This is a genomic window from Chryseobacterium bernardetii, assembly GCF_003815975.1.
GTDB lineage: Bacteria > Bacteroidota > Bacteroidia > Flavobacteriales > Weeksellaceae > Chryseobacterium > Chryseobacterium bernardetii.
This window is the reverse complement of sequence record NZ_CP033932.1, coordinates 2,775,131-2,800,055: the sequence shown is the minus strand read 5'-3', so window position 1 is coordinate 2,800,055 and position 24,925 is coordinate 2,775,131. Positions and strand designations below refer to the sequence as shown.

Annotated in this window: 25 protein-coding genes; 6 read left to right on the top strand and 19 right to left on the bottom strand. The window is 31.7% G+C overall.

Features of this window, described 5'->3' with window-relative positions:
• Positions 1–25: 25 nt before the first annotated feature.
• The 4 genes from EG339_RS12910 to EG339_RS12895 are packed head-to-tail and all read left to right on the top strand — an operon-like array spanning position 26 to position 5,216.
• Positions 26–1,258: a DNA cytosine methyltransferase gene (locus tag EG339_RS12910; protein ID WP_123870403.1), complete on the top strand. Its 1,233-nt coding sequence runs from the start codon at positions 26–28 to the stop codon at positions 1,256–1,258.
• On the top strand, positions 1,245–3,401 hold the full coding sequence (locus tag EG339_RS12905) for an ATP-binding protein (protein ID WP_123870402.1): 2,157 nt from the start codon (positions 1,245–1,247) through the stop codon (positions 3,399–3,401). Before EG339_RS12910 ends, EG339_RS12905 begins: the two co-directional genes overlap by 14 nt.
• 6 nt (positions 3,402–3,407) lie before the next feature.
• Positions 3,408–4,772: a hypothetical protein gene (locus tag EG339_RS12900; protein WP_123870401.1), complete on the top strand. Its 1,365-nt coding sequence runs from the start codon at positions 3,408–3,410 to the stop codon at positions 4,770–4,772.
• Positions 4,773–4,775: 3 nt separating this feature from the next.
• Positions 4,776–5,216, top strand: coding sequence for a very short patch repair endonuclease (locus EG339_RS12895; protein WP_123870400.1), 441 nt, complete (start codon positions 4,776–4,778; stop codon positions 5,214–5,216).
• A 102-nt stretch (positions 5,217–5,318) separates the two neighbouring features.
• Here EG339_RS12895 and EG339_RS12890 read toward each other — a convergent pair whose 3' ends face one another.
• From EG339_RS12890 to EG339_RS12810, 18 genes are all read right to left on the bottom strand, one after another.
• Complete coding sequence (locus EG339_RS12890; RefSeq protein ID WP_123870399.1) at positions 5,319–5,585, bottom strand: hypothetical protein; 267 nt, start codon at positions 5,583–5,585, stop codon at positions 5,319–5,321.
• Between the two features lie 197 nt (positions 5,586–5,782).
• Positions 5,783–6,547, bottom strand: coding sequence for a T9SS type A sorting domain-containing protein (locus tag EG339_RS12885; RefSeq protein ID WP_123870398.1), 765 nt, complete (start codon positions 6,545–6,547; stop codon positions 5,783–5,785).
• Positions 6,548–6,733: 186 nt separating this feature from the next.
• Positions 6,734–6,913: a hypothetical protein gene (locus tag EG339_RS12880; RefSeq protein ID WP_123870397.1), complete on the bottom strand. Its 180-nt coding sequence runs from the start codon at positions 6,911–6,913 to the stop codon at positions 6,734–6,736.
• A 6-nt stretch (positions 6,914–6,919) separates the two neighbouring features.
• The gene (locus EG339_RS24275; protein ID WP_164466439.1) at positions 6,920–7,093 is read right to left on the bottom strand and encodes a hypothetical protein; all 174 of its coding nucleotides are present in this window, start codon (positions 7,091–7,093) and stop codon (positions 6,920–6,922) included.
• Positions 7,094–7,098: 5 nt separating this feature from the next.
• Positions 7,099–8,307 carry a DUF2130 domain-containing protein gene (locus tag EG339_RS12875; RefSeq protein WP_123870396.1) on the bottom strand — a complete coding sequence of 403 codons (1,209 nt, stop codon included), beginning with the start codon at positions 8,305–8,307 and terminating at the stop codon, positions 7,099–7,101.
• A 35-nt stretch (positions 8,308–8,342) separates the two neighbouring features.
• Complete coding sequence (locus EG339_RS12870; protein WP_123870395.1) at positions 8,343–10,253, bottom strand: type IV secretory system conjugative DNA transfer family protein; 1,911 nt, start codon at positions 10,251–10,253, stop codon at positions 8,343–8,345.
• A 15-nt stretch (positions 10,254–10,268) separates the two neighbouring features.
• Positions 10,269–11,030 carry a DUF5712 family protein gene (locus tag EG339_RS12865; RefSeq protein WP_123870394.1) on the bottom strand — a complete coding sequence of 254 codons (762 nt, stop codon included), beginning with the start codon at positions 11,028–11,030 and terminating at the stop codon, positions 10,269–10,271.
• 11 nt (positions 11,031–11,041) lie between these two features.
• Positions 11,042–11,446, bottom strand: a complete 405-nt coding sequence (locus tag EG339_RS12860) for a BfmA/BtgA family mobilization protein (protein WP_123870393.1) — start codon at positions 11,444–11,446, stop codon at positions 11,042–11,044.
• Positions 11,447–11,573: 127 nt separating this feature from the next.
• On the bottom strand, positions 11,574–12,410 hold the full coding sequence (locus EG339_RS12855; RefSeq protein ID WP_164466438.1) for a toprim domain-containing protein: 837 nt from the start codon (positions 12,408–12,410) through the stop codon (positions 11,574–11,576).
• A 437-nt stretch (positions 12,411–12,847) separates the two neighbouring features.
• The gene (locus EG339_RS12850) at positions 12,848–13,936 is read right to left on the bottom strand and encodes a hypothetical protein (RefSeq protein WP_228459616.1); all 1,089 of its coding nucleotides are present in this window, start codon (positions 13,934–13,936) and stop codon (positions 12,848–12,850) included.
• A 270-nt stretch (positions 13,937–14,206) separates the two neighbouring features.
• On the bottom strand, positions 14,207–14,485 hold the full coding sequence (locus EG339_RS12845) for a helix-turn-helix domain-containing protein (RefSeq protein ID WP_123870390.1): 279 nt from the start codon (positions 14,483–14,485) through the stop codon (positions 14,207–14,209).
• Between the two features lie 160 nt (positions 14,486–14,645).
• Positions 14,646–15,962 carry a hypothetical protein gene (locus EG339_RS12840; RefSeq protein ID WP_123870389.1) on the bottom strand — a complete coding sequence of 439 codons (1,317 nt, stop codon included), beginning with the start codon at positions 15,960–15,962 and terminating at the stop codon, positions 14,646–14,648.
• The gene (locus tag EG339_RS12835; RefSeq protein WP_123870388.1) at positions 15,953–17,176 is read right to left on the bottom strand and encodes a site-specific integrase; all 1,224 of its coding nucleotides are present in this window, start codon (positions 17,174–17,176) and stop codon (positions 15,953–15,955) included. The genes EG339_RS12840 and EG339_RS12835 overlap by 10 nt, the downstream gene beginning before the upstream one ends.
• A gap of 291 nt (positions 17,177–17,467) precedes the next feature.
• The gene (locus tag EG339_RS12830; protein ID WP_228459750.1) at positions 17,468–18,388 is read right to left on the bottom strand and encodes an ISAon1 family transposase; all 921 of its coding nucleotides are present in this window, start codon (positions 18,386–18,388) and stop codon (positions 17,468–17,470) included.
• A 37-nt stretch (positions 18,389–18,425) separates the two neighbouring features.
• Positions 18,426–18,779, bottom strand: coding sequence for an ISAon1 family transposase N-terminal region protein (locus tag EG339_RS12825; RefSeq protein WP_123869105.1), 354 nt, complete (start codon positions 18,777–18,779; stop codon positions 18,426–18,428).
• A gap of 76 nt (positions 18,780–18,855) precedes the next feature.
• A complete protein-coding gene (locus tag EG339_RS12820) occupies positions 18,856–19,314 on the bottom strand; it encodes a MaoC family dehydratase (protein WP_123870387.1) in 459 nt (152 codons plus the stop codon).
• 318 nt (positions 19,315–19,632) lie between these two features.
• Positions 19,633–19,827, bottom strand: a complete 195-nt coding sequence (locus tag EG339_RS12815; protein ID WP_123870386.1) for a cold-shock protein — start codon at positions 19,825–19,827, stop codon at positions 19,633–19,635.
• Positions 19,828–19,879: 52 nt separating this feature from the next.
• Positions 19,880–20,998 carry a DEAD/DEAH box helicase gene (locus EG339_RS12810; RefSeq protein ID WP_123872673.1) on the bottom strand — a complete coding sequence of 373 codons (1,119 nt, stop codon included), beginning with the start codon at positions 20,996–20,998 and terminating at the stop codon, positions 19,880–19,882.
• A 459-nt stretch (positions 20,999–21,457) separates the two neighbouring features.
• On the opposite strand from EG339_RS12810, the gene EG339_RS12805 reads away from it, so the two are divergent.
• Both EG339_RS12805 and EG339_RS12800 read left to right on the top strand, forming a co-directional pair.
• Positions 21,458–22,411 (top strand): beta-1,6-N-acetylglucosaminyltransferase, encoded by a 954-nt coding sequence (locus EG339_RS12805; protein WP_123870385.1) that lies wholly within the window; start codon positions 21,458–21,460, stop codon positions 22,409–22,411.
• Between the two features lie 386 nt (positions 22,412–22,797).
• A complete protein-coding gene (locus EG339_RS12800) occupies positions 22,798–24,195 on the top strand; it encodes a hypothetical protein (protein WP_123870384.1) in 1,398 nt (465 codons plus the stop codon).
• A gap of 130 nt (positions 24,196–24,325) precedes the next feature.
• Here EG339_RS12800 and EG339_RS12795 read toward each other — a convergent pair whose 3' ends face one another.
• Complete coding sequence (locus EG339_RS12795; protein ID WP_123870383.1) at positions 24,326–24,916, bottom strand: hypothetical protein; 591 nt, start codon at positions 24,914–24,916, stop codon at positions 24,326–24,328.
• Positions 24,917–24,925 lie beyond the last annotated feature (9 nt).

The window sequence follows — 24,925 nt, the reverse complement described above, 5'->3', positions numbered from 1 at the left end:
TTAGAGAAAGATAATTACATTAGAAATGATTAAAACTAATCAACCCACTTTTATAGATTTGTTCGCTGGTGCATCAGGAATGTCAGAAGGCTTTATTAAGGCAGGCTTTACACCTATTGCACATATCGAAATGAATACAGACGCTTGTTATACAATTAAAACAAGGGCTGCTTATCATTATTTAAAATCTAATAAAAATCTCAATCTATATTATGAATATATTAAGGGAAATATTACTCGTAATAATTTTTACGAACAAATTCCTAAAGACATCCTTAATTCTGTTATTAATGTTGAAATTACAGATAACTCAATCAAAGACATTTTTGAAAATATAACATCTAAAAATCAATCAGTAGATATCATAATTGGGGGACCACCATGTCAAGCTTATTCTTTGCTGGGAAGACATAAAGAAAACATGGAAAATGATCCAAGAAATAAGCTGTATATTCAGTATGGCAGATTTTTAAAAAAATATAACCCCAAAGCTTTTGTATTCGAAAATGTTCCCGGATTATTGAGTGCCAATAAAGGTCAACATTTTAAAAATCTCAAAGCCTACTTTAGAAAGCTTGGCTATGAAGTATATCATGAAACATTGGATGCTTCCGATTATGGTGTAGTTCAAGCTAGAAAAAGAATAATTATTGTAGGCTGGAAAAAAGAAATTAACCTAGGATTTCCTGATTTTAAAAAAACAATAAAAAAACACTCTGTAAATGATGCTTTTAGCGATTTACCTCAATTATATCCTGGAGAAGGATTTAAATATATCAAATATATTTCTGAAAGGAATAACTATTTAAAAACATCAGGAATAAGAAACGGTATTGACTTTGTAACTCAACATATTTCTAGGCCTCATAATGAAAGAGATCTAGCAATATATAAAATTGCTATTCAAAAATGGAATCATGAAAAAATAAGACTTAAATATCCTGATTTACCAGAAGAATTAAAGAACCATAAAAACGAATCTTCATTTATTGATAGATTTAAGGTTGTAGACGGTTCTAGTGTTTCGCATACAGTTGTTGCACATATAGCTAAAGACGGACATTATTATATACATCCTGATGAGAATCAATGTCGTTCTATTTCGGTTAGGGAGGCTGCAAGACTGCAGTCATTTCCCGATGACTTTTATTTTGAAGGCTCAAGATCTGCAGCTTTTAAACAAATAGGAAATGCAGTTCCACCATTAATGGCTTATGCAATTGCAAAAAAAATGAAAGAAATTTATGAGCAATTATAATACACATAAAATAAAAGCAAAGAGTCATATTTTATCTTTGCTTGGGGACGAATTAATTGGAAGTGATAGCTTAGCTATTTTTGAATTAGTTAAGAACGCTTATGATGCAGATGCAACTAAAGTTAAAGTTTCATTTATCAACTTAAATCAACCTAATCAGAGAATAATAATAGAAGATAACGGTAATGGCATGTCTTCACAGATTATTCAGGACGTTTGGTTAACAATTGGAACAGATTTTAAAAGAGGTAAAAACAGAAAAGAAAGCCCTATCTTAAAAAGAGTTTCATTTGGTAATAAGGGAGTGGGAAGACTTGCGGTTCATAAATTAGCTAAAACTATTACTTTAGAAACTCAGGCTAGAAATAGTTTACATCCAAGTCGTTTACAAATAGATTGGCCAAAACTAATAAATTCTAAAGAATTTATTCAAGATTTAGAAGTTGAGATCGAATTAGCAGAAAATTCATTATTTGAAAACGGTCATGGTACGCGGATTATTCTGGATAATTTGACAACAAAAATTTGGAGTAAGAAAACTCTCAAAGATTTAGTTAGAAAAATCAATAATATAAAAAATCCTTTTTCTTCAAATAACAATTTTGAAATTACTGTAGAAGCAAATGACTTCCATGATGAATGGATAAAGGAAGTTAAGGATACTATGGATGTTTTAGAAGACTCACTTTATCAGTTTAAATTTGAATTAAACAATTTTAATAATGACAATGATTTTGTATTGATAAAATTTCATTATTATTTTAATCCACCATCACAAACGGGCTTACAAAAAAAAGAGAAGATTATAGAACAGGAATTTCATATAGGAACAATCTTTAAGGATATTGATACGGATAACATAAATCACTTTTTAAGAAATAATGATCTAGATGGTATTGGTCCATTGAGAGGTCAATTTTATGTTTTTAATCAAAACTCTAATCTACTAAAAATGCATTTTGGAGGACAAATTAATGCTATCAAACAATTTATAAAAGACAATTGTGGGGTAAAAATCTTTCGAGACAATATTAGAGTATATAATTACGGTGAACCTTTTGATGACTGGTTAGGATTAGATTTAGACAAAATTCAACGAGCCGGAGATCATTTTGGAAAAAAAGTTACAGTTGGTGCCATAGAACTAAATCTGCAAAAAAGTAATGATGGACTTATTGAGAAAACAAATCGTGAAGGATTTATTGAGAATCAAGTTTTTGAAAAATTCAGATTAATAACAAAAGAAGTTTTTTACTTATTTGAAAAAGAGTCTGAAAATGATAAAGATAAAATTGAAGAATATTTGGAAGGCACCAAGCCTATGAAAAAAATAGGCTTTAAAGACACTATTCAAGAACTTGAAGAAAGTTTAAAAATAAAAAACTTAGATAAGGAACTTTCACCACTATTGAAAAGAATTGACAATGATTATACAGTCATGCGTGATATAATGGTTAACTCTGGTATGACAGGGTTAAATTTAGGCATTGCATTTCATGAAGTAGATAGGGAAGTTCGTATTATTAATCAAGAATTAAACATTGAAGGAGAAAATGTAGATATACATACTATTAAAGATAAAATAAAAAATTTAGTTCACATCTTAGAAAGTTTGTCTCCTCTTTTACGTCAGAATCAAACCTCTTTAACATCTGCTAAAAAAATTATAGAAATAGCCGTTAAAAGGAACATTAATAGATTTAAATATCATAAAATAGTATTTTCAAGTCCATTACTGAGTGGTGAAAATTCTGATATTTCATTTAAAGTGCCTTCAAATTTACTAATATCATCAATATCTAATATAATAGATAATTCAATATATTGGACAAAATCAAAAGCAGATATTACAAATATTAATAATGAAACCTTTAAACCAGCTATATATATTGGCACAGACATGACCTCCTTTGAAGGTCCTGCAATAATTATTGCAGACAACGGTTTAGGATTTTCAGTAGAACCCGAAGTTATGACTCAACCATTTAAAACTAAAAAAAATGGAGGAATGGGACTAGGTTTATATTTTACAGACGTTGTTATGAATATGGTAGGAGGAAAATTAATTTTCCCAGATGCCCTTGATTTAGAAATACCAAAAGCTTATGATGGAGCATGTATAGCTCTAGTTTTTCCAAAATAAATAACCATGATTGAAAAACAAAATAGAATAATTATTGTAGACGACTCTGAACAAGAATTAAAAAGATTAGGAAATGCATTTTTAGAAACAGGGATAGGATGCAGAACATTTCTGTATACCCAAGACTATGATAATGAAGCATTAAAAAATGTTAGAATAGCATTCTTCGACATAAATTTGGCTAACCTTGCCGAGATTGTAGGTACTGAAAATAAGGAAGAACTAAAAAAAAACAACTCTAAGGTTTTCAATGATCTATCAACTGCTATATCTCAATTTATTTCCCCTGACAATGGTCCTTATATTTTAATTTTCTGGACAAAAAATCAGGGTTTAGTTGATGTTTTTAAAGAATATGTGAATGAAAGAAAAATTGATATTCTAAACCCTCTTCAAATTTATAGCATTGATAAATTTGAATTTGAAGGAGAAAAAATAAACACATTACCAGATAAAATATTAGAAATAATTAATTCTAATGAAAAAATAAAATTTTTATTTGATTTGCAGGAAAACTCTCGTAAAGCAGGAGAAGAAACTATTAACAGATTGTTTAAAATAATACCAAAAGATGAATTGTGGGGAGAAAGCAGTATTTTCTTTGAAAATCTTGATATGGTATTATCAAAAATAGCATCTTCAACTTTAGGTTGTGAACATGCAAAAGAAAACAAACAAAAAGCAGTTTATGAAGGTCTTTTACCTATTATTAATTATGAACTAATAAATAGCAAAACTGCACTAGATTGGGATCAGATTTTAGCAAAATTACATACATCTACCGATTGCAGAAATATAGTTATTTCAGATAATTCCATTCAAAATAAATTAAACTCCTTATATCATATTGAAGAAATTATTGATCAAAAAAAGGATGCCCGAGGTAGTTTAATTGAAATTGATAAAAACTCTATTGAACCATTAAAATCGTTTAATATTGAAGATGCAAATAAGTGGATGATGAAAACAATTCCATTTAGAGATCAAAGCAATTCAACTATTCAAAAGAGAACATTAGAGATATTAAGTAATTCTAAAATAATAGCCATAGAAATAAGTGCAGCATGTGACTTTTCTAATAAAAAATCAAGAATCAATAAATATATTTTAGGTACCCTATCTACAAACCTAAATGATAAAGATTTAAATTTAAAAAGTAAACCAGAAAACTGTTATCTCCTTGGTGGATGTAGCTTTTATTATGAGGAAAACCCCTGTCATATATGGATTAATTTTAATTATGTTTTTAGTGCAAAACCGAATGATCCAAGATTTGGTGAAAAATTATTTGTCTTAAAAAAGGAAATTATGGATATGTTAGGACATAGGTACGCCAGTCATATATCCCGTATCGGAATTACAAGCTTATAGTTTATGGATGTCCATACTCCAGAGCAACGCTCAACAAATATGCGAGCAATTAAAGCTACAGGAACTAAAGATGAAGTTCGCCTGGCAAAAGCTTTATGGAGTTTAGGATATCGATATAGAAAGAATAATAAAAAAGTATTTGGAAAGCCTGACCTTACGTTTCAGAAATATAAGTTAGCAGTTTTTGTTGATAGTGAGTTTTTTCATGGTAAAAATTGGGAAACTGAAAAACACAGAATTAAATCAAATACAGAGTTCTGGCACAAAAAAATTGAGAGAAATATTCAAAGAGATGAAGAAGTAAACACTTTTCTCCTCGAAAGCGGATGGAATATTTTGAGGTTCTGGAGTAAGGATGTAAAGAAAAACTTAGATGATTGCATAGAAAAAATACTGTACTACCTAGATAATCACAAAAATATTAAAAACAGAAGTTCATTCTGAATTAGTCAATACTTAATCTGTTTTAAAGTTATTCGATTTGTTGATAACTACTAGATTAAGTATTGACTAATTAAGTAATTGATACAGCACCTTAGACAAAGTTTATATATTATCTTTTTCTAGATCCAGATCCTGTTCAAGTTCGGATTCAAATAAAACTGGTTGTTTTTTAATATCCGATAAAATCTTTTCTAGATCATTTCTTAATTCTTCTGGATTCCCATAATTATCTAAAGCAACCGGATCTTCTGTCCACGAAATAGTTTTTCCAGTTTTTTCGTTGAAATAAACTTCATGCACTCCATAAAAAGGAGCTTCCTTTGTTCCTGTATTGATAATTTGATAACGCCAAAAAATTATATTTTCCATTGATATTTATTTTCTTAAAAAATTATGCTTACTTTTAACAACGAAAAAACAGGGTAAATAAAATCTGAACAGTTTAATGGCAGGATTTCTAAAATCTGAACAGTTTTTTCTTTTTAAGTTAAAAAGAAACTTATAAAAATCCATCTCAAACAATTTTGAAGATGGATTTTTGTCTTAAAGATGTACAATTCACATGATTAATTAACTATAAATTTATGGGTCGTATTTTCTGTTTTAAGAAAATACATACCTTTCAATAGATCATTTATTAATATTGAATTGCTTTTTAAATTTGATTTCTTAATTAGTCTTCCTTCAATATTATAAATAAGAATTTCATTTACCTTTTCATTAAGATTTAGATATTCACCATTTTTAATTGGATTAGGATAAATTGGAAGCTGACCTGACTTAGTGCTTTCATTAACTCCTAAACTTGAGTAACATGTCCAGGATAAATCATCAATTGCAATTCGCTGTCCTGTATTGGGGTTCAAAATTTTAATTACAAAATCACCGGTTACATTCAAATTATCAATAGTAGTCACAGTTGCAATGGAACTGAAAGGTATTGTCCCAACCGGAATATCATTTATTTCTACCATAAGTTCACCAGAGTTTCCAGCAAATTTCAGTTGTGTAGTCATAGTAAGACTTTTAATACCTCCATTAATTGTAGAACTCATTAAATTACCATTCCGGATAGTAATTGCTTTACCATTAATAGATTGATCAGTTCTTGAGTCAGAAGCTGTCCAGGTAATATTATTGTTAATCCAAGTATTTGTTTCAAAAGAACCGGAACCTATAGGAATATTTTCAAAACTTTCTGATCCACCACAGGTAAAAGCAGTTTTTAGCAAAGGCTTTTCTTCGATGAATACATAAGATCCACAATAAAGCATATTAAAGCTAATTAAACATAACGTATTTATTATTAGTATATAAATTCTGTTTTTCATTTTAAATAATTTAAAAAAGTTAATATTGTTTTGTTATTTGTAAGTCATTGTCAGCCTACATGAATTTCCCTACTCTTGGTATACTCCAAAAGTTTCAGTAGGTTTTCGGCAATTGACTAGATTTTAGGAAAGGATTAGGAAAAGAAAAACAAATCTGATCTTCTCCTTTTAGTAGTTATGTAGCAACTACTTTTTTAATAGTATTTGGGAAATTACTTTTGTTTTGTCTCCAACAAAATGTATAAAGGCTTGCAATTTTTTATGAGTTACACTTTCATCAAATTGTTTTCTTTTATCTTTCCCTTTGTATGTGACTGCACCTTTTTTGCCAGAGCTTTCGATAAGCTGTTTTATTTTTTTTCTCATTTGATGCTAATCATTTTTTTGTCCGGAAAGAATTTTATCCAGCTCCGGGTAATCTGTCTTAAAAGTATCAACTGGCTTTGGTGTAGTACGTTTGATAGCAATACATACTAAAATAACCATTACTAAATTCAGGAATAAAATTCCATAGATTGCATACTGCTTGCTGTTTGTTGTTTTCATAATTATTAATTTAAATTTTCAGTTGGAAGTTCTAATTGTTGAATAGGTTTTATTACATTTCCGGCAATTCCCTTGATTGAGTTATACATATAGTTCGTCCCTGTTAAAACTTTTTCTATCCTTATCTCTCGTCTTTTCCATATTCCCTGCATAGAGCGCTTTTCTCCATCTAATTCTTCCTTCAGTTCTATAAATGCAGTTATGATCGTTTCAATATGATTTCTGAAAGTTTCGCTTACTAAATAATCATACAACATGACCATTTTATCTCCCTTATTTTCCTGAGCATTCAAAACAGCTGATATTTGTATTATTTGTTGTCTCAGAACAAAGCATAGTGATTTAAACTCAGAATAAGTACAAACCCAAATCCCATCAATCTGTGTCATTCTTTCGCATCCTTTTGGCAATACATCAGTCACTAAAACCCCAATATTGGCATTTTGTTCCCTCATATCATCTTTAAATTTACTGATCCAACTTGCCTGGAATTCTTTAGTTCTCTTGCTTTCATAATAAATGGTTCCACAATTTTGAGCTGTATAAGTATTTATTGTTTGAAGGCAATCAGCTCCTCTTTTTCCGTTTTTAACTCCATTTATAAGATCTAAGGAAAAATTTGATTTTAACCAATCTTCAATAGCCAGTTCCTGAACTTCACCTTGTAATTGAACGGAACCTTGTTCAGCTCTTCTTTGAGCTTCGGAAAGTTGTTTGCTCAAATCATCTATGATTTTTTGACTTTCTGAAAATTTTAATTCAAATTTCTCATACTCTTTTTTTGCAATTTTCTCTCTTTCACTATTCAGGCTTTCATTCAGCTCCAGTTCTATTTCAGTTCTCATATTATCATTCTTACGCTGAAGCTTTAAAACCTCAGATTTAAGAGAATTATATTCTTTGAGCTTCTCATTCTGATCGTCAAGCTCTTTCTGCATACTTGCAAAACTTTCTGAACTTTGATTTTCTAATTTTTTCTTTAACTCTGATTCCTTTTCTTCGTATAGCTTTTCATACTTTTTTTGCAAATCAGCTTCATTCCTTAGCATGTTTTCAGCTATTTTCAATTTTGCATCTTCTAATTCCTTAAATTTTGCATCATACTCGTTGCGTGTTTTTAGTTCAACTTTTTGATAAAGAATCTGATCCACATCAATTTCTTTTGAACAATGCGGGCAGCAAACTTTTGCTGTTTCTTTGTTTTCTGTATTCATAGATTTAAAGTTTTATAATTATTAATAGATTACACTTATAAGCTCCTTCCGGAAAAACTTGTAAAATTCCTTTCATTCTCATCGTAGATGCCTGAAGTACCAGTTTCTTCCTCCTCAATTATTTTGATACCATTAAATTCTTCAGATCCATTATCTGAATTCGGATCCATCTGCCTGGTTCTGGACTGTACATTTTGATTATTGCCAATATTGCTTTTGAAAAGAGAAATAATTTCGTTCACATCATCCCTTACTTTTTCATAGTAGTCTGTCACAACAAAATCAGGTTGATTCTTGAATTTACTACCGATATCGTAAGTCAATTTTTTTCGTTTAACCGGTAAAAATTTTTCATGAATAAATGCTTCAGTACTCTCCGCTACCCTACCAATAAACACCCCCACCGGAAGTTCCATAAAAGTTGAATTCCGGAAAACATCCCTCTCCTGAACAGAATGACTTCTTCCAACGTTCTTTTTGAAAGGATTCAGGAAATGTCTGGAAGTATTATTGCTTTCAAAATATTGATCTGTTTTACCAAATTGCTTACTTAAAACATCTGAAGTGTGGCTACTGGAGACCTGCCCGTAAAAATGATTAAGACAGCTCGCAAATAGAACATCTGCTTTCTCTTTTGTATAACCATCAGTAAGCTGTGAAAGATCCTGACAAAAGAACATACTGGCAACTTTATTACTTCGCCCTGTATTTGGAAGCGTTTGGATATCATTAATAAAAACTGTTGGAAATTCATCCAATAAAACAAATGAATGGTGCTTGCCTGGTTGATTCAATTGCTTCGACGCCACTGAAATTACAAGAGAACATAAAGGAGCCAGGGTTGTTGCAATAGATGGATTATTTCCAACCGTTAAAACTATTGGGTTCTCCGGATTGTTAATGTTCAAATCAAAATCCTCCCCTCCAAAAATATACATGAACTCAGGAGTATTTATTTGTGCTACAGCTCCCTGTAACGAACCTACTACTCCAGCCAATTGCGAATTTGCTTCGCTTTCTAATGCTGTAGCCAATGAAAGAATCATAGCCTTTGTTTCGGTATTTGAAGATAATAATGCGATCAGATCTGTATGATTAGTTGCTATGAGTGCTAAAGTATGTGGCAGATCACAATACTCCGGATATTCTTTTTTTAAAAACCATATACAGGCTGTTAGCAGATCAGTGGCAGATCTGGACCAAAAATCTTCTTTTTTTATAGATTCTTTCATCAGATTCTTGGTAATGGCAGAAGCATACTCTCTTGCATAAGCAGAATGTGGAAGGTATTTAGGGTTTAAAGGATTGCATCTATTACTTTTGAGCACATCATTAAAGTTCAATACATAATGTTTAATAGTCGTTCCTGAATAAAAAAGTTCCACATCATTTGCCAGTGATGGATATTTAAAATCATAACAGATTCCTGAAAATTGTTTTTCAGCCAATTCCCTTAAAAACGGAACAGCAAAACTTTCAGATTTTCCGGCTCCAGGTCCCCCGATTACTAAAATCCCCCGAAAAGGATTAGGAATTTCAACTTTTCTTTTAGTTGTCTTAAGAGTTAAAGTTTGAGATTTTGTCTTTGTAAAATTTCCGAAAATTTTAATATCCTGAAGTTTCTCTTTCCCTAATACAAATGGATAAAGTATAAGTTTTCGGTAAAAATAGAATATACCTTTTAGCGGTGGGATCAGGGTTTTGACTACCCAAAACTGAACAAGAATATATAAAAGTTCTGCATATCCAAATACAATCCCGGTAATTAAAAATTTAAGTCTGGATAAAAACGGCACATCCGGGGATAATAACATGGTAAATCCTTGTTTAGAAATACCGTATAAAAATGAGTTAAAGCCGATTACTTTCACACCCAACATATATAGGGCGAATAAGGCCATTGAGACAATGATAAATTTTACCATTAAGATTGGATCTTTTTCCATAATTATTATTTTTAGTTAAAGGCTTAAACCTTGGTTAGTTTTCTTAGTCTGTTCGACGGCTTTTTTAATTTCTATTTTTTTGGATGATTCTTGCTTTATTGCTTTTTCAATAGCATTTCTTCTGTCCTGAAGTGTTCCGTTTTTCATTGAATTACAATACTCAAAACTCTGTTTATAGTTTCTTTGAAAGCCAAACTTTGTATCAAATGCTTCTTCTGATTTCTGAATAAAATTTTTACGATCAAAACCTCCTTTTACCTGCCCTTTCGTGGTATTTCTATGGTTCGTCATTGGAGAAAGCTTCATCTTTTTATCCAAGGACTTTCTACTTACTACTATATGAACATGCATATCAATTTCATTCTTCATATTTCGCTCATGATGAACCTTTCCATAGTACATGATATCTTTTGCCTGAAGACCTTTACCAAAATTTTCAGCATATTTTTGCATTACTTCGTTTCTGATGTAATTTTTTAAAGCATCACTCCTTTCCTGGGGAGTTTTACCAATCTGCTGTAATTCTTTTTCTGAAGGGCTTACCGTTATGACAAAAAACTTAGCATCTTCTTTCATCAGTTTTTGCTTATTATTGTCAATCGCTTTAATTACTTCAGCCGAAGAAACTTTATCCTGATCATGAGAGAAAAAATGTTCTATTGCTTTCCCATCCTTCAGCCTGTCCATATCTTCATGCTCCAGATAATTAACAAGGTTTGTTGAACTTCCGGAATTGGAATACTTTCCGTTTTCTCCACCTTGAATTTTGATATTCATTCTTCTTAAGCTTAATTCTTATGGTTGATTGACTGCAGAGAATTTTTAGTTTCCATCGCAAAGGCATTGAATCCTTTTATAAAGTCATTGAAGTGCTCTATTTTCAGAATCTTTGAAAGATCATTTTTTATTCTTTCCTCACTCGATACAATTGCTTCAAAACTTGGCCTTAAAGTTTCCTTTTCCTGTGTCTTAATAAAAGCAATTACCTGGTCTATCCTTTTAAGTACTTTTTCCAATTCTGCTTTTGGTGATTCATGTTTGCTTGGATCAAGACCGGTTCGCTCAAAAAAGTCTAGAGAAATGGTAATAAAATCTTTTTTTGAAATTCCTTTTTTTTTCACGAAGCCCTCTAATCGTTTTAGATCTTGTTGTGAAATTGCAATGGTAGTATTTGGCTTTTTATTGAGTTCCATTATATTGATTTATATATAATTACTTCGATGAATAAAGCTTTTCAAAAGATTTATATATCATCGATATATTGTTTCAAAATGCTTTCAAAATGTAATTTATTGACGGGCAGCATTTTCCCCGAAGGGGCTAGATAAAGCAGTGGCTCTGCCCAGCTTCATCTAGCTGGATAAATCCACGCTTAACAGCCACCAAAAATTCATTGAAATCTTTATTATCATTATACAGAAAACTGTAATCTATTGCATTAGGAAATGAAGATATCAGATCATCATTTGTCTTCTTTCCGGCTAGATCATTATCTAAAAAAAGAAGAATTTCTGAGTAGTTTTGGAGATAACTTTTTGCCTTATTTAACATCGAAATTGAATTCAAGATCAAGATATCTTCTTTCAGGTTTTCCTGAAGTTCTATATAAGAAAGCGCATCAAAAAAACCTTCAAAAACAACAATTCTATCGCTATCATTTTTAATTATGGAAATATCTTTTTTTAGAAGTGAACCTTTGTAAAATGAATTTCTTAATTCCCATCCTCCGGATAAATTTTCAAATCCAACAGCATACAATTTTTTATTATTGATTGTAAATTTTATCTCCTTTAAAAATTTGAAGGATCTCTGGGTAAGACCTCTTTCAAATAAATATTTTTTAAGGTTCCAATTTTGAATTTCCGCAACTTCAGTAATGTTATAATTTGGCTTCTCATTTTCCATCTGCTGATGAAAAGAAGAAAAACTTTTCTCTGATGCCCACGATAGAATTTCATTGATTGAATAATTATAATACTTCTTTAAAAAATCGATGTTGTTTCCGCCAACACCTTCTGAAAATAAATACCACTGATTTTTCCTTTTATTTAATTTAAAAGAAGCTTTTGTTTCGCTTCCAAACGGATTTAGATACCAGGCTTCATTTTCATTTTCTTTATTTGGAAAGCATCCAAGAGAACAGAGGATTTCTTCCAATCGTATAGAATTGATCTGTTTACAATTTTTCATTTTTTTTTGATTAGCAAAAATTCCTTTTAATAAAAAAGAAAACTTTTAAATACTTTTAATATATATTTTAGTAATTCCTGCAAACCCTTTGCAGGTGGTCGTTTGAGTTTAAAATGACAGGAGTGCAATACCGCAATTGACAGGAGCGCAATACCGCAAAAACAAGAGTGCAATACCGCAAAAACATCAATTATGTCCGAGCGCAATACCGCAAACAATTGGTGAATTCACCAAGATTTTTCCTAATTGCTGCTTTTCAGCTAAAAATTTGATGTAGAAAAGAGCGCAATACCGCAAACGTGACGGTAAAAACTAAAATTTTAACATTTTCTTAACTTCAGAGAGTGCAATACCGCAATTGGAGAGAGCGCAATACCGCAAACACAGGAGTGCAATACCGCAAACTATATAATGACTGGATATGCATCCGGATATCTTTTTCCGGTTTCTGATTCCCGGTAAACTTCAATAAGAAATTCTTGTAATTTCTGAAGAAAATAGATTCCTTTAATATTGGTAGAAGTTTTTCCTCTAATCCTATTTTCTTTAATAAATCTTTTGTAAGCTTCTTCAATCTGAAGCCTTATTTTTAAAATATTGGAATAACTATACATGAATCTGGTTAAGTCAACATTTTCTAAATAATACCGCTGTCTAAAATATCTTATTCTGCGATTTATAAGCCTAACATCATTAGCCTTCTCTGTTAAGAGTCCTTCTTCAATATTCTTATTTAAATACGGAATAATTGAAATTGCATCATGTTCGTATTTATAATTGAATGATAAATGATTTAATTTATTGAGGTTTAATCTAATTGGCCTCAAAAACTTAATACAGAAATCATTTGAATTTTTATAATTAAGATTAAACTTCTGATTAAAAGTTGAAAGTTTCAAAGTCGTACCGTTCTCAGGAATCTTCGATAACCATATTGCAAACAAAACGTGTTTGTTATTTCTTATTTTATAAACCAATTCATACATTATATGATTATATTCAGTTAAGACAATCAATTTTTTAAGCCAAAAACTACTTATTAAAAAAGATGTATATCCTCTTTCTTCATAGGTAGGTAAAGAGATAAGCCCTCCAAAGGTTTTGATATCCTTACCTGCCATATTCTTTGAAGTATACCAACCCATTCTGAACTTTGTAAGATATTCATATGCTTCAACAATTTGTTTACTAGATCTTTTTTCTGAAATCCTTTTATTTCTAATTTTCATTGAGATAAAAACATTATTTTCAGTTTCGAATTCTTCATCAAAAAGAGCAAGTTGTCTCACCTGCTTTTCAGGCATAAACTGATCATTTCTAAGAATCGAGATTATGTTGAAAATAATTCTTAAGGCATTTATGGGTATATCCGTTGCTTTATTATCCTGGAACAAAAAGTCATCGGCAAATTGGTTACTTATCCTTATAAACTCAGCTTTCTCAATATCGTTATAATTTTTCCTAATAATTTTCTTATTTTGATTGGAAATCATATGTACCATTTTTTAAATTCCATTAATCTTTTTGAAATATTGAAACTACTTTTGAAAAAATTATCTTCAACATTTCGTTAAAATTTATTCTATAGTATTTTTCCACAAAATTGTCCTGAACCAGAATATTACAAGCTAATCTCTTAGGATGATGTCTTGGCAGTTCCGGGTCTCTTTGAATGGAATTCAAAAAAACTTTTCTAGCTGTATTATTAGGGAGAGAATCTAGCTTTTTAATCAACTCGTGTAATTCGTTCATTACAAGTCTGATTATTTACGATTTCTTCTACCGTATTCCAGAAGCTCTTTTTTAGAATAATAAAAACGTCCACTGAAATTATAGTAAGGAAGACTCTTATTTTTTCTCCAGTCTATGATTGTAGGGATAGAAACATGTAGGTATTTTGAAGCCTCGGTTTGAGATATGAGGTCTTCGGGTTGGTTTTCTTCGTTTTTTGAAGGTACAATGAAACCTTGGGCTTTGTTGAGAATAATCTCAACTGCTTTTTCTAAATCATTCTTAGAATGTGAATAAAGTTGTACTGACATTTTTATAAATTTTAGTTAAATGCAACTATCTTTAATTGCATTACAAAGATTTATAAAAATTCATTCGACTATTTTAAGATATCTATATTAGCACATAACACACTATTAATCAATAAAATAAAATTAAAAATTTAAAAATAGAAAATCTATTTTTAAATTTTTAATTATTATTACTTATCTTTTCTTTAATAGTATTAACTTCATATCCCATCTCCGGAAATTCGTCAAAAATAATATTTGCTAGTAGCGCTTTCTGTAGATCAAATTTTGTTATTAATTTTGATATAGCAATATAGAATTCATCTCTATTTTCAATAAAAAATCCCTTATTTATATATTTTGCTATTCTTGCAGGTTGTTTATTGGAATGATTTCTAAACCTATCTTTTACAAACTTTTCAATATCTTTCCTATTTTCTGGAAGAAGTTCTATTTTTTGAGTTATTATAAAAGAATTAATTAAAGTTGTAATAATATCTTTGATCAGAAATTTTTCCCCTAATTTATAAGTCTTATAGTTAATTGGGGACTGTATTGTTTTTTGTATTTCAGCAACTGTTTCTTCCAGCATAACCAAAATATTGTTATTTGTTGATATAGTATGATAATTATTCTCAAGTACCATTTGAATATTTTCTAGCGAATTATTAACAACAGCTAAACCCTTTTCAACATTTAAATCATCATATTCAGTATTTAAAAGTCTCTCAACCTCCAAATCAATAAGATTAATATCATAATGTAACCCTTGATTATCATCAAACCTTAGCAATTTAATATTTAGAAATATAGAAATTATATCTTTGTAATTACGGTCAATAGATTCTAGTCCATTTGTAATCTTGTTAATACGACTTAGTATTTCTAATAAATTTCTGTTAAATTTTGAGTAAAACAGTACCCCTGTAGTATGGTCTGAAATTGAATTATATAGTTTAGCATCAAAGTATTCAAATGATATTAAATTTTCAATATTTAATAAATAATCATTTATTAGAATTCTGTTATATTCATCATTATCAATAGTATTAAAAGTTATCCTCTTTATTCTGTCAATAATTGAATTGTAGCATTTTACTTTATATTCTTGAGATTGATTATTATAATAAGAGACTTTGGTAGTATATTTCTGAAATTCAAAATTTTCTTTTATACTTAATTTATTATTCTTAGTCACCTTATACATTTTCACTAACAAAAAAATTGTTATACCTAAACATATATATCCTAAATATTTTAATTCATTATCATAAATAAGCGATAAACAAATAAATATATAAAGTATTATAAATGCATATAAAAGCATAATGGGAATTAAATAAGATCTAAATACGGTTTTTTGTAAAACCCATGTCATTTCATGATGAAAATGTTTATCCATACTGTAAATAAATATCTTAAATCCAATAAGGAGCATAATACCCATTAATCCTATGACTAGTAAAAATAACTTCCAATTGTTTATTATTAATTCCATGCTTTATCCATTTGATTATCCGTAAACGCTTCAGTAACTTTCATATATTTATCCAAAACAGCATCTTTTTTAATGTTAGCTATTTTCTTGATTGCTTTTGGCTCCATGCCCAGCAGGAGAGAATTGGTTATAAATGTTTTCCTAGCTGTATGACTTGTAATAAGTTCATATTTTGGAACTGTCTTTGAAACTTTCTTTGTACCTACAAACCAATTTATTGTTGTTAAAGTATCTATTTCAGCCAGCTCACAACATTCTTTGATATAGTCATTAAATTTTTGAGAAGAAATAATTGGTAACGGTTCGTATATTGTTCCTTTATATTTCTCTAAAATTGCCTTTGCATATTTATTAAGCTTAATAGCGTGGTTTTGTGTTTTGGTCTTCTGTAAAGACAACATGATATGTTCATTCGAGATATTCGCCAGGTGAAGTTTTGAAAGATCAGAAAATCTTAATCCTGTAAAGCAACCCATACAGTAAAAATCTTTCACATGATTTAATCTGTCTGTCTTAAACTCATATTCATACAGTTTCATCAGTTCTTCAAAAGTCAGATAAATAATATCAATATCATGTTCTGAAGCTTTAAAATCTTCAAAGTTTCTATTATCTGTATAACCTTTCTTAATAGACCATCGCAACATTGTTTTTAAGACAGCAACGATCTTTGCGAAATAATTATTCTTTATTTCCTTATCAATAAAACAATATCTGGATAGCTCTTCAAAAAAGTGATCGTTTAGCGAATCAAATTCGATTAAATAGTCTCTATCTTTCTGAAAATCCTGAAGAAAATTCTTGACTGTATTTTGAGCCTTAGTTGTATTATATGCTTTTGAAAGTTTTCCAACTTCTACAAATTCTTTAAAACACTCGAAAAAATCGAAAGTTATTTTTGCCACTTCTTCCTCACTTTCAAACTTTTTTAAAAACAATTCTTTTGAAAATTCTAATTTATTGGCTCTGAAAAAGAAAAAAATATCATTAATTCTTTCTTCTGCTTTCTGCAATTTGTCATTAATAAACTGGTAATTATTACTTGGCTCTCTTTTAGAGTTTGGTTTTACTCTGGATCCGTCCCAATATTTTTCAAGAACCGATGCCCCAATATTTTTTCTGATGCGGGAACCTTCAGCTCTGACAACAAACTGGATTGGTATTAATCCATTTGCATTCATTTTCTCTTTTCTTAATTCAAAACTTACTTTCATTACAATTCAAATTGCATTAAATAAATAAAAGGGTGGCTAAAAAGGTGGTTTATTTTAAAATTAAGTGAATGAAAGATCAGACAAAATTATATTTCAAAATTCCACATATCCCAAATGTACTGATATATAAAGAGTTTAAGAATAGAAAAATTAACGAAAAATAAATTGTAGTTCGGTCCTGGGTACAAAAAACCTCTGAAATCATTTGATTTTCAGAGGTTTTTAAATTTATAAATGAATTATTTACTCAATCCATTATACAGATTTGGGATCAAGCGCAAAAGTTGGGGGCTAGGCAAAAAGTTTAGCTAATCTGAAGATAAAAAAGGTTCTGTCTTTTACTCCTCTGAGCTGCATTCTGAAGTTTTTTATTTTCGCATTGAAAGATTCAGCAGCAGCATTGGTGCTTCTTTGATCAAAGTAGTTGAGAATATTTCTATAATGATTCATTATTGTTTTTCTTAAGGTAGAAAAAGATTTAAACTCTGCTTCTTCCACATTTCTAAACCAATGGGCCAGTTTAGTCATGGCTACAGATTTCGAAATATTCTGGTTATAAATTTTTCTAAGTCCATCAGTCAATTCATATGCCTGTTCCAGATCAGGATACTGGGTAAAAAGGATCGAAGCTCTTTGTTTCTGGGACAGAGTCCATTTCTCACGGCTTTTATATAGTAAATACCTGCTTCTTACCAAGAGCTGTTTCCGGGTATCTCCATTTGCAAAAACTTCTGTTTCAGCTGAGTGACTGTTAAAAGGATTGTTTTCCATTTCAATGGCTTCCCAGCGATGCCTGATCCTGATCTCCTGAAGGGCCTCTATGGACAGCTTCTGAACATGAAAACGATCAATAACCTGTACTGCATCAGGAAAGCAGCGTTGGGCAATACGCTTCATGGAACCCGCCATATCCAATGTAATTTCGTTTACCTTCATCCGAAGTTTTCTGCTGATCTTCAAAAGATGTGTGATGACAAAATCACTCTGGGTACCTTTTATCATAGCAACAATACTTCCTTTTCTCCCTTTTGCTTTTTTGGAGGTAAGAACGGTATAAAGTTCTCCATCAGATAATGCTACTTCGTCTAAAGATAAGGAGGCTGAGACATTTTCAGGGTAAATGATCCAGTCCTCTGCGTGCGGTTTTTGTTCCCAGCTATGATATTCGCTGAGATTATTCTTGTATTGCCTCTGGAAGGTCTTGCCTTTGATCCCGAAAAATTCTGCTATAACTTTTAGGGGAAGAGCTTTAGTGTCTGCTAATTTTTTTTAAGAAGACTGCCAAATCCTTTGTCATCCGTGTGCCTTTCGCTACAAGCTGCCAGTCTCTCTGAAGGATCTCACCGGAGGATTTATCTGTCCATCTCCTTCTTTTAACATGGAGCTTTACGATTTTACCCCGTAATGGATAATCATCTACAATGATTTCAGGTAAAAAGCCCTTGGATTCAAGTCTCCTTTCTTTAAATTCATGGGGAATACTGTTTCTTTCTTCAAAATAAATATGAAGTTCTGCATCATGAGTTTCTGCTTTGAGGATATCAAAGTGCTCTACTAAAAATTCCGGAAGTAATAATTTAAGAAGGTCGTGATCGCTTAACATGATGCAAAGATAAAACTACTTAACATTCCCCCCAACTTTTGAGACTGAGCCCAGATTTGGTTTTATTTTATGTACCTCATAAAAAATGATAGAGAAAGATCACATCTCCTGTATAAGCGGTCTTTAATTGATTCTTAATCAGTAATTTTGCCTGAACAATTACTTTTACGGTTCCTTTAAGATTAGTCACTGATTTGACAGTAGCCTGCAGCCTGACCTCATTATTTACCGGCACAGCTTGTTCAAACCTGAAATTTTCTATTCCATAATTGATTTCCATCTTTACATTTTTCACATCAGCAATCTGCTTCCATAGATAGGGAATTAGGGATAGCAACAGATAACCGTGAGCTATCGTAGACTTAAAGGGTCCTTCATTTTCTGCTCTTACCGTATCGGTATGAATCCACTGGTAATCCAATGTGGCATCCGCAAATCGGTTGATCTGATCCTGATCTATAAGATGCCATTCTGAAGTTCCGATCATTTGACCTTCGAAAGACTTATACTCATTAAAGTTATTGATGACGATCATAGTATTTTGCGGCCTTTCCGGCCCTTTATAATTTGTGAATGGCTATTGAGAAGATATATGCATTAACAATATCGGCAATAAAAGATCATCCTATCTTTTTACCTCAGTTTCAACAGTCTCATTTTAATCCTTTAAAACCTCTCACCAAAAGCGAGAGGTTTATGAACATCATGGAAAATAAAAAGTAATCTAACTTACATTAATGTCCTTTCAAACAATATATCCAGCTGCCAAAAGGTTTATGGATTTTACATTGTAAAAAAAATATAAAAAATATGATACTGAAAATTATCTATTCCTGATGCATATGAGGTTTCATTACGCCAACTTTACGTTGATCGCATTTAACCCCTTTTCACCTTTTTGTACATCGAAAACTACTTTATCATTTTCACGGATTACACGGGTGTCTAATCCTGAAGAATGTACAAATATATCTTTACTCCCATCTGTAGGAGAAATAAATCCGAAGCCTTTTGCTTCATTGAAAAATTTTACTGTGCCTTGTTGCATTGTAACTGTTATTAAAAATTATATGTATTAAAATCTGTAAACTTTACAGGTTCTATTTTTGAAATAATCTGACAGGCATTGTAAATCCTATCAGCTTCTGAATATTTTTCAGATCCGGACGTTCATCCGAATCACAAAATGAAATGGCTGTACCCTGTGCTCCTGCCCTGCCTGTTCTTCCAATCCTGTGAACATAGGTTTCAGGAATATTGGGAAGTTCATAATTGACCACATGCGGAAGGTCATCTATATCAATACCTCTTGCCGCAATATCTGTTGCTACCAATACTTTAATTTTACTGCTTTTAAAGTCATCAAGGGCATTCTGTCTTGCGGTCTGCGATTTATTTCCATGAATGGCAGCGGCAAAAATCCCTACGCTCTCCAATTGCTGAACAAGTTTGTTGGCAACATGTTTGGTACGGGTAAAAACCAATGACCGTTTCATATTTTCATTTTGTAAAATATCAATCAGCAAACCTGTTTTGTCTCTTTTCTCTACAAAATAGACAGACTGCTGAATGCTGTTAGCCGTTGAAGAAATGGGATTCACGGAAACTTCCACAGGATGATGCAGGATAGTGTCTGCAAACTTTCTGATATTTCCAGGCATGGTAGCAGAAAAAAACAATGTCTGTCTTTTCTGAGGAATAAGGTTCAGAACTTTTTTTATATCATTCACAAATCCCATATCAAGCATTCTGTCAGCTTCATCCAAAACAAAAATTTCTATTTTGGAAAGATCAATATGTCTCTGATTAACTAAATCCAGTAATCTTCCCGGTGTTGCTATCAGAATATCCACTCTTTTTCTCAAGGCTGCAAGCTGCCCCCCAATGGAAACACCACCAAAAATTGAAAGTTGGGATAATGGTAAATATTTACTGTAAATGGAAAAATTCTCTTCAATCTGTAGAGCCAGTTCGCGGGTTGGGGTAAGGATTAAAGTTCTTATTTCTTTATGTTCTGGGGTATACCTTTTTAAGAGCTGCAGAATAGGCATTGCAAATGCAGCGGTCTTTCCGGTGCCGGTTTGTGCACATCCTATAAGGTCTTTTCCGGCAAGGATATAAGGTATTGCAGAACTCTGTATTTCAGTAGGTTTTGAATATCCTGCTTCTGTTACAGCACGGATAATCGGATTAATTAAATTTAAATTTTTAAAACTCATCATAAATTTCGGGAATCCCGGTATTTTATATACAAATCCATTTTACAGAACTTGAATTGGGGTATTGTAAGGATAAACAAATAAGAATTTTCTTTTCTATTCATCATTCTGATTTGCTTAACTTTTACAATAACTATCCACGATGAAAATAGTACTGATAAGCCTGCAATAACGTATCACTCTAAAATAAAAAGAACCTTTAAAAACATCAATTCTTATTATTTGGAATTAGATTGATAATCGGGCAGCTGAAAAAGCAAAAACTGAAAGAAAAAATGTGATTTTAAACTATTACAGAGTAGCAAAGGCAGAAACCTGTTTTATAAATGCACTGCAAAGCTACAATAAATTAACCTAATAAAATCCAATTTAATTAACTGATTATCAAAAATATATTCGTAGCTTTCGCACACAACTAAATTGTTTGCACACTGCGGATGATTTTTAAATTCAATCCCTATGCAAACTCCGGACCCCATAACACATCCCCTGCCCCAGACTTCCGGTACCCGTACCCAATCTTCACCTCATGTAAGAATTGCGTATTTTATTATGATCCATCATCAACCGGAGGTATTTAAAGAAATGTTTCAGAAAATATACACAAGAGATCAATTCTACCTTATTCATATTGACCGTAAGGCCAATGCAGAAATGACAGAAGAAATACAGCTGTATTTAGTACATTTCCCTAACGTATATATACTGGAAAGCATGAATATTGTTTCCGGAGGATTCAGTGTGATCCAGGCGGAACTCAATGCTATGGAGTACCTGCTCAATGTAAGCCTGGAATGGGACTATTTCATTAATTTAAGCGGTGAAGATTACCCGCTCAAATCACAAAATATTATACGCAGATTCCTTACAGCCAATAAAGGAAGAAATTATATTTTCTATTATGATCAGAAGTTCTACAGACCTGATACCCTTCAGAGAATACAAAACCATTTTACGGAACTAACGCATAAAGTATCTTCTCTTATCTATAAAAGAGAATTTATGAAAGGCGTTATACCTTATATTGGTGGCAAATGGTTCATTTTTACAAGAGAAACATGCGCATTTATGACCAATAACAAGAGGGTCATGGATTTTGAAGACTATTATCTCCATACTCTTTTGCCTGCCGAATCATTTTTTCAGACTGTTCTCATGAATACGGCCTTTAATGATATCATTGTAAATGACGATAAAAGAGCAATCATTGAAAAAGCTTTTTTTAACAAAGAACAGTATAATGATCATTTAATCGAATTACTGAGGTCCGGCAATCATCTTTTTATCAGAAAGGTAAATAATAAAACACATAAAAATATTCTTCAATATATTCATGACAGTTATCTTCTTCCTCTACCCGAAATTGACGAGGTAGAAAGAGAGCTTAAGAGAAACAGCCGTCAAAATAACTGATCAAAAATTCTTACAATTCATAATTCCCTTTATCTATTGCTTTTATTTATTTTAATATACTGTATATCTGCATAACTCGCTAGGGAATGATTTCAAAATACAATAATCTTTTTCTGAATCACCTTTACCGCAGATCTGCGACGCATGTCCCGTTCCCGCCTCCTCTTCTATTCAAGCCACTCCCAGCAGCAGTACTTTGTAGATTTTGTTTTATAAAAAAAAGCAGTATTTCTACTGATCGGATACAATATAAAATTAAAATAAATTTGTATCTCTGATTTACAGTGACTTGCTCAATATAAAATAATATCTCAGTAGGTTAAAATTAAAAATATTAATGATTTGAGAAGTCAGTACAGAAAAGTTAAAAGCTAAATAACCACGATATGAAAATGAATCAATTTTATCCCCTGATCGCACTATGTGCCGCAACAGCAGGCATACAGGCACAGGTAGGGATCAATACAACAAATCCACAGGCAACTTTAGATGTTGCAGGAAGTACCAATACGAGTATGAGAGATGGCATTCTGCCTCCCAGAGTTTCAAAGCAGCAGTTGGCGTCTAAAGATGTCGGAATCTACGGAAGTGCCCAGACAGGCACCATCGTCTATGTCACAGACGCAGCTACGCCTACCGGCACAACACCAAGTATAGCAGAGGTTGGCAGCATTGATAACATCGGATATTATTATTTTACCGGATTTCAATGGGTTCCTTTTGCCATGAATATTTATAATACGGACGGAAGTCTTTCAGGAAACAGAGTTGTGACCCAAAATGCCAATACTCTGGCGTTTACAACTACGGCAACCAATGGTTTTTCTGTTGATGGAGCTTCACTTTCGGTAGATGGGGCCAATCACAGAATCGGGTTGGGAACTAGCACTCCGGAAACAAAATTCCATGTAGTTTCCACCACTCCTGCTTCAAACCGGTATAATCTGATTGACGCTACAGCCAGCAACAACCAATACGGAATTGTTGCTTTAAGAAATACTTCTGCTTTGGCCACAGGAAATTTTTCATTGCTTAGCTTTACCAATAACGGACCTTCTTCAGGAGGTGGAAACTGGGCGTTAGGATCCGTTCGTACAGGATCTACAATGATGAATGGTTCAGAAGAGGACTTTTATATCGGAAATTCTACCGGTGGCGGTTTAATTGAAAGAATGAGGATCAACCCTATAACAGGAAATGTGGGAATCGGGACATCTATTGCGACAAATAAACTTCATGTCAATGCGACAAATCCTCTGAGACTGGAAGGGCTACAAAATGCTTCGGGAACTTCAGGAAGCCTAACGGTAAACAGTAACGGAGTTGTACAGTTAAAAAACTCAGCAAGCATCAGTGCAGCAAGAGGTACCGGAACAGTAATCATTACAACAAACAATACCTTTGTAAATACAGTACCTTCAACAAAGACTTTTGACAATCTTACTGAAATGAGCGGTAATACTTTTACCGCTACCTCAACAGGATTATATAAGGTTGATTTTACCATTAATTATCCCCAAAGAGCAGCATCAGAAGATGACGGAGACGGATATTTAGGATATGCACAGGTCAGCCTGAACGGTATCCAGCAGTCATTCACCAATACTAAAGTTACTTTACCGGAAGCATCCGGAGCCCCTTCATTTGTCACCTGCAGCAATTCTACTTTTATAAAAATGAATGCCGGCCAGATTCTTTCATTTCAGGCACTTACTTTCGGATCAACGCCAAACACTACCAATATTGCAGCTCCCTTTACCATCAATGTTGTTCGTATTGATTAATAAACTAAAATTAAAACAGGTAAAATTCCTTTTTACCTGTTTAGGCAAATTCTATTAACACAAATATCAAGAGCACTTACCTGGGGGTAGGTGTTCTTTTATTTTAATAATCTGTTATCTTAGAAATACTTTATTTTGATGAATTTATTTTAGCAATACTCGCTGAATTTAATCTAAATACCTTGGTTGGAAATGTTTTATAAGAAATCTGTTTAATTTCATATCGGGTTTCTTTTCCTAATCCTGTCTGCAATGAAGTTACTTTTTCGTCATAGATACTTTTATCAGGATGTATAAGAATTTTGCTATCCGTAATAAGCCTGTTTTCTATATTGACATGTTTTGCATATGTAAAAAAACCTTTATTAGATGAAATTATTTTTTTTTCTATTTCCTGATCTCCTTCCGTAGACTCTTTTAACATATATTTCTGTATACCGGCATCATTATATAAGAATTTAAGATTCCATTTATTAAGATAATCACTCGCCTGGGTTCTGTAAGACTCCATATATCCCTTTAGTATCTTAAAGCCCTTATGTCTATATTTTTCATATGATGAAATATATTTTAGATCATCAAGATTATATCCTATCAGGAAATCTTCCAAAAAATCAATAAGATCGGGAATGTTTAAATCCTTACCTACATTTTTCTGTAAATAGGTATAATAAGGGCTGTCTAAATAAAATACATCTTTATCTCCAACTAAAACAGACATATCTTTATC

Coding starts and splice junctions, on each gene's coding strand:
- EG339_RS12890 (WP_123870399.1), bottom strand. CDS start 5,585: ATGGAAAATATAATTTTTTGGCGTTATCAAATTATCAATACAGGAACA.
- EG339_RS12880 (WP_123870397.1), bottom strand. CDS start 6,913: ATGAGAAAAAAAATAAAACAGCTTATCGAAAGCTCTGGCAAAAAAGGT.
- EG339_RS12905 (WP_123870402.1), top strand. CDS start 1,245: ATGAGCAATTATAATACACATAAAATAAAAGCAAAGAGTCATATTTTA.
- EG339_RS12840 (WP_123870389.1), bottom strand. CDS start 15,962: ATGGAATTAATAATAAACAATTGGAAGTTATTTTTACTAGTCATAGGA.
- EG339_RS12865 (WP_123870394.1), bottom strand. CDS start 11,030: ATGAATATCAAAATTCAAGGTGGAGAAAACGGAAAGTATTCCAATTCC.
- EG339_RS12820 (WP_123870387.1), bottom strand. CDS start 19,314: ATGATCGTCATCAATAACTTTAATGAGTATAAGTCTTTCGAAGGTCAA.
- EG339_RS12795 (WP_123870383.1), bottom strand. CDS start 24,916: ATGTCTGTTTTAGTTGGAGATAAAGATGTATTTTATTTAGACAGCCCT.
- EG339_RS12805 (WP_123870385.1), top strand. CDS start 21,458: ATGCAAACTCCGGACCCCATAACACATCCCCTGCCCCAGACTTCCGGT.
- EG339_RS12900 (WP_123870401.1), top strand. CDS start 3,408: ATGATTGAAAAACAAAATAGAATAATTATTGTAGACGACTCTGAACAA.
- EG339_RS12850 (WP_228459616.1), bottom strand. CDS start 13,936: ATGATTTCCAATCAAAATAAGAAAATTATTAGGAAAAATTATAACGAT.
- EG339_RS12835 (WP_123870388.1), bottom strand. CDS start 17,176: ATGAAAGTAAGTTTTGAATTAAGAAAAGAGAAAATGAATGCAAATGGA.
- EG339_RS12800 (WP_123870384.1), top strand. CDS start 22,798: ATGAAAATGAATCAATTTTATCCCCTGATCGCACTATGTGCCGCAACA.
- EG339_RS24275 (WP_164466439.1), bottom strand. CDS start 7,093: ATGAAAACAACAAACAGCAAGCAGTATGCAATCTATGGAATTTTATTC.
- EG339_RS12870 (WP_123870395.1), bottom strand. CDS start 10,253: ATGGAAAAAGATCCAATCTTAATGGTAAAATTTATCATTGTCTCAATG.
- EG339_RS12845 (WP_123870390.1), bottom strand. CDS start 14,485: ATGTCAGTACAACTTTATTCACATTCTAAGAATGATTTAGAAAAAGCA.
- EG339_RS12860 (WP_123870393.1), bottom strand. CDS start 11,446: ATGGAACTCAATAAAAAGCCAAATACTACCATTGCAATTTCACAACAA.
- EG339_RS12895 (WP_123870400.1), top strand. CDS start 4,776: ATGGATGTCCATACTCCAGAGCAACGCTCAACAAATATGCGAGCAATT.
- EG339_RS12875 (WP_123870396.1), bottom strand. CDS start 8,307: ATGAATACAGAAAACAAAGAAACAGCAAAAGTTTGCTGCCCGCATTGT.
- EG339_RS12910 (WP_123870403.1), top strand. CDS start 26: ATGATTAAAACTAATCAACCCACTTTTATAGATTTGTTCGCTGGTGCA.
- EG339_RS12815 (WP_123870386.1), bottom strand. CDS start 19,827: ATGCAACAAGGCACAGTAAAATTTTTCAATGAAGCAAAAGGCTTCGGA.
- EG339_RS12885 (WP_123870398.1), bottom strand. CDS start 6,547: ATGAAAAACAGAATTTATATACTAATAATAAATACGTTATGTTTAATT.
- EG339_RS12810 (WP_123872673.1), bottom strand. CDS start 20,998: ATGAGTTTTAAAAATTTAAATTTAATTAATCCGATTATCCGTGCTGTA.
- EG339_RS12825 (WP_123869105.1), bottom strand. CDS start 18,779: ATGTTAAGCGATCACGACCTTCTTAAATTATTACTTCCGGAATTTTTA.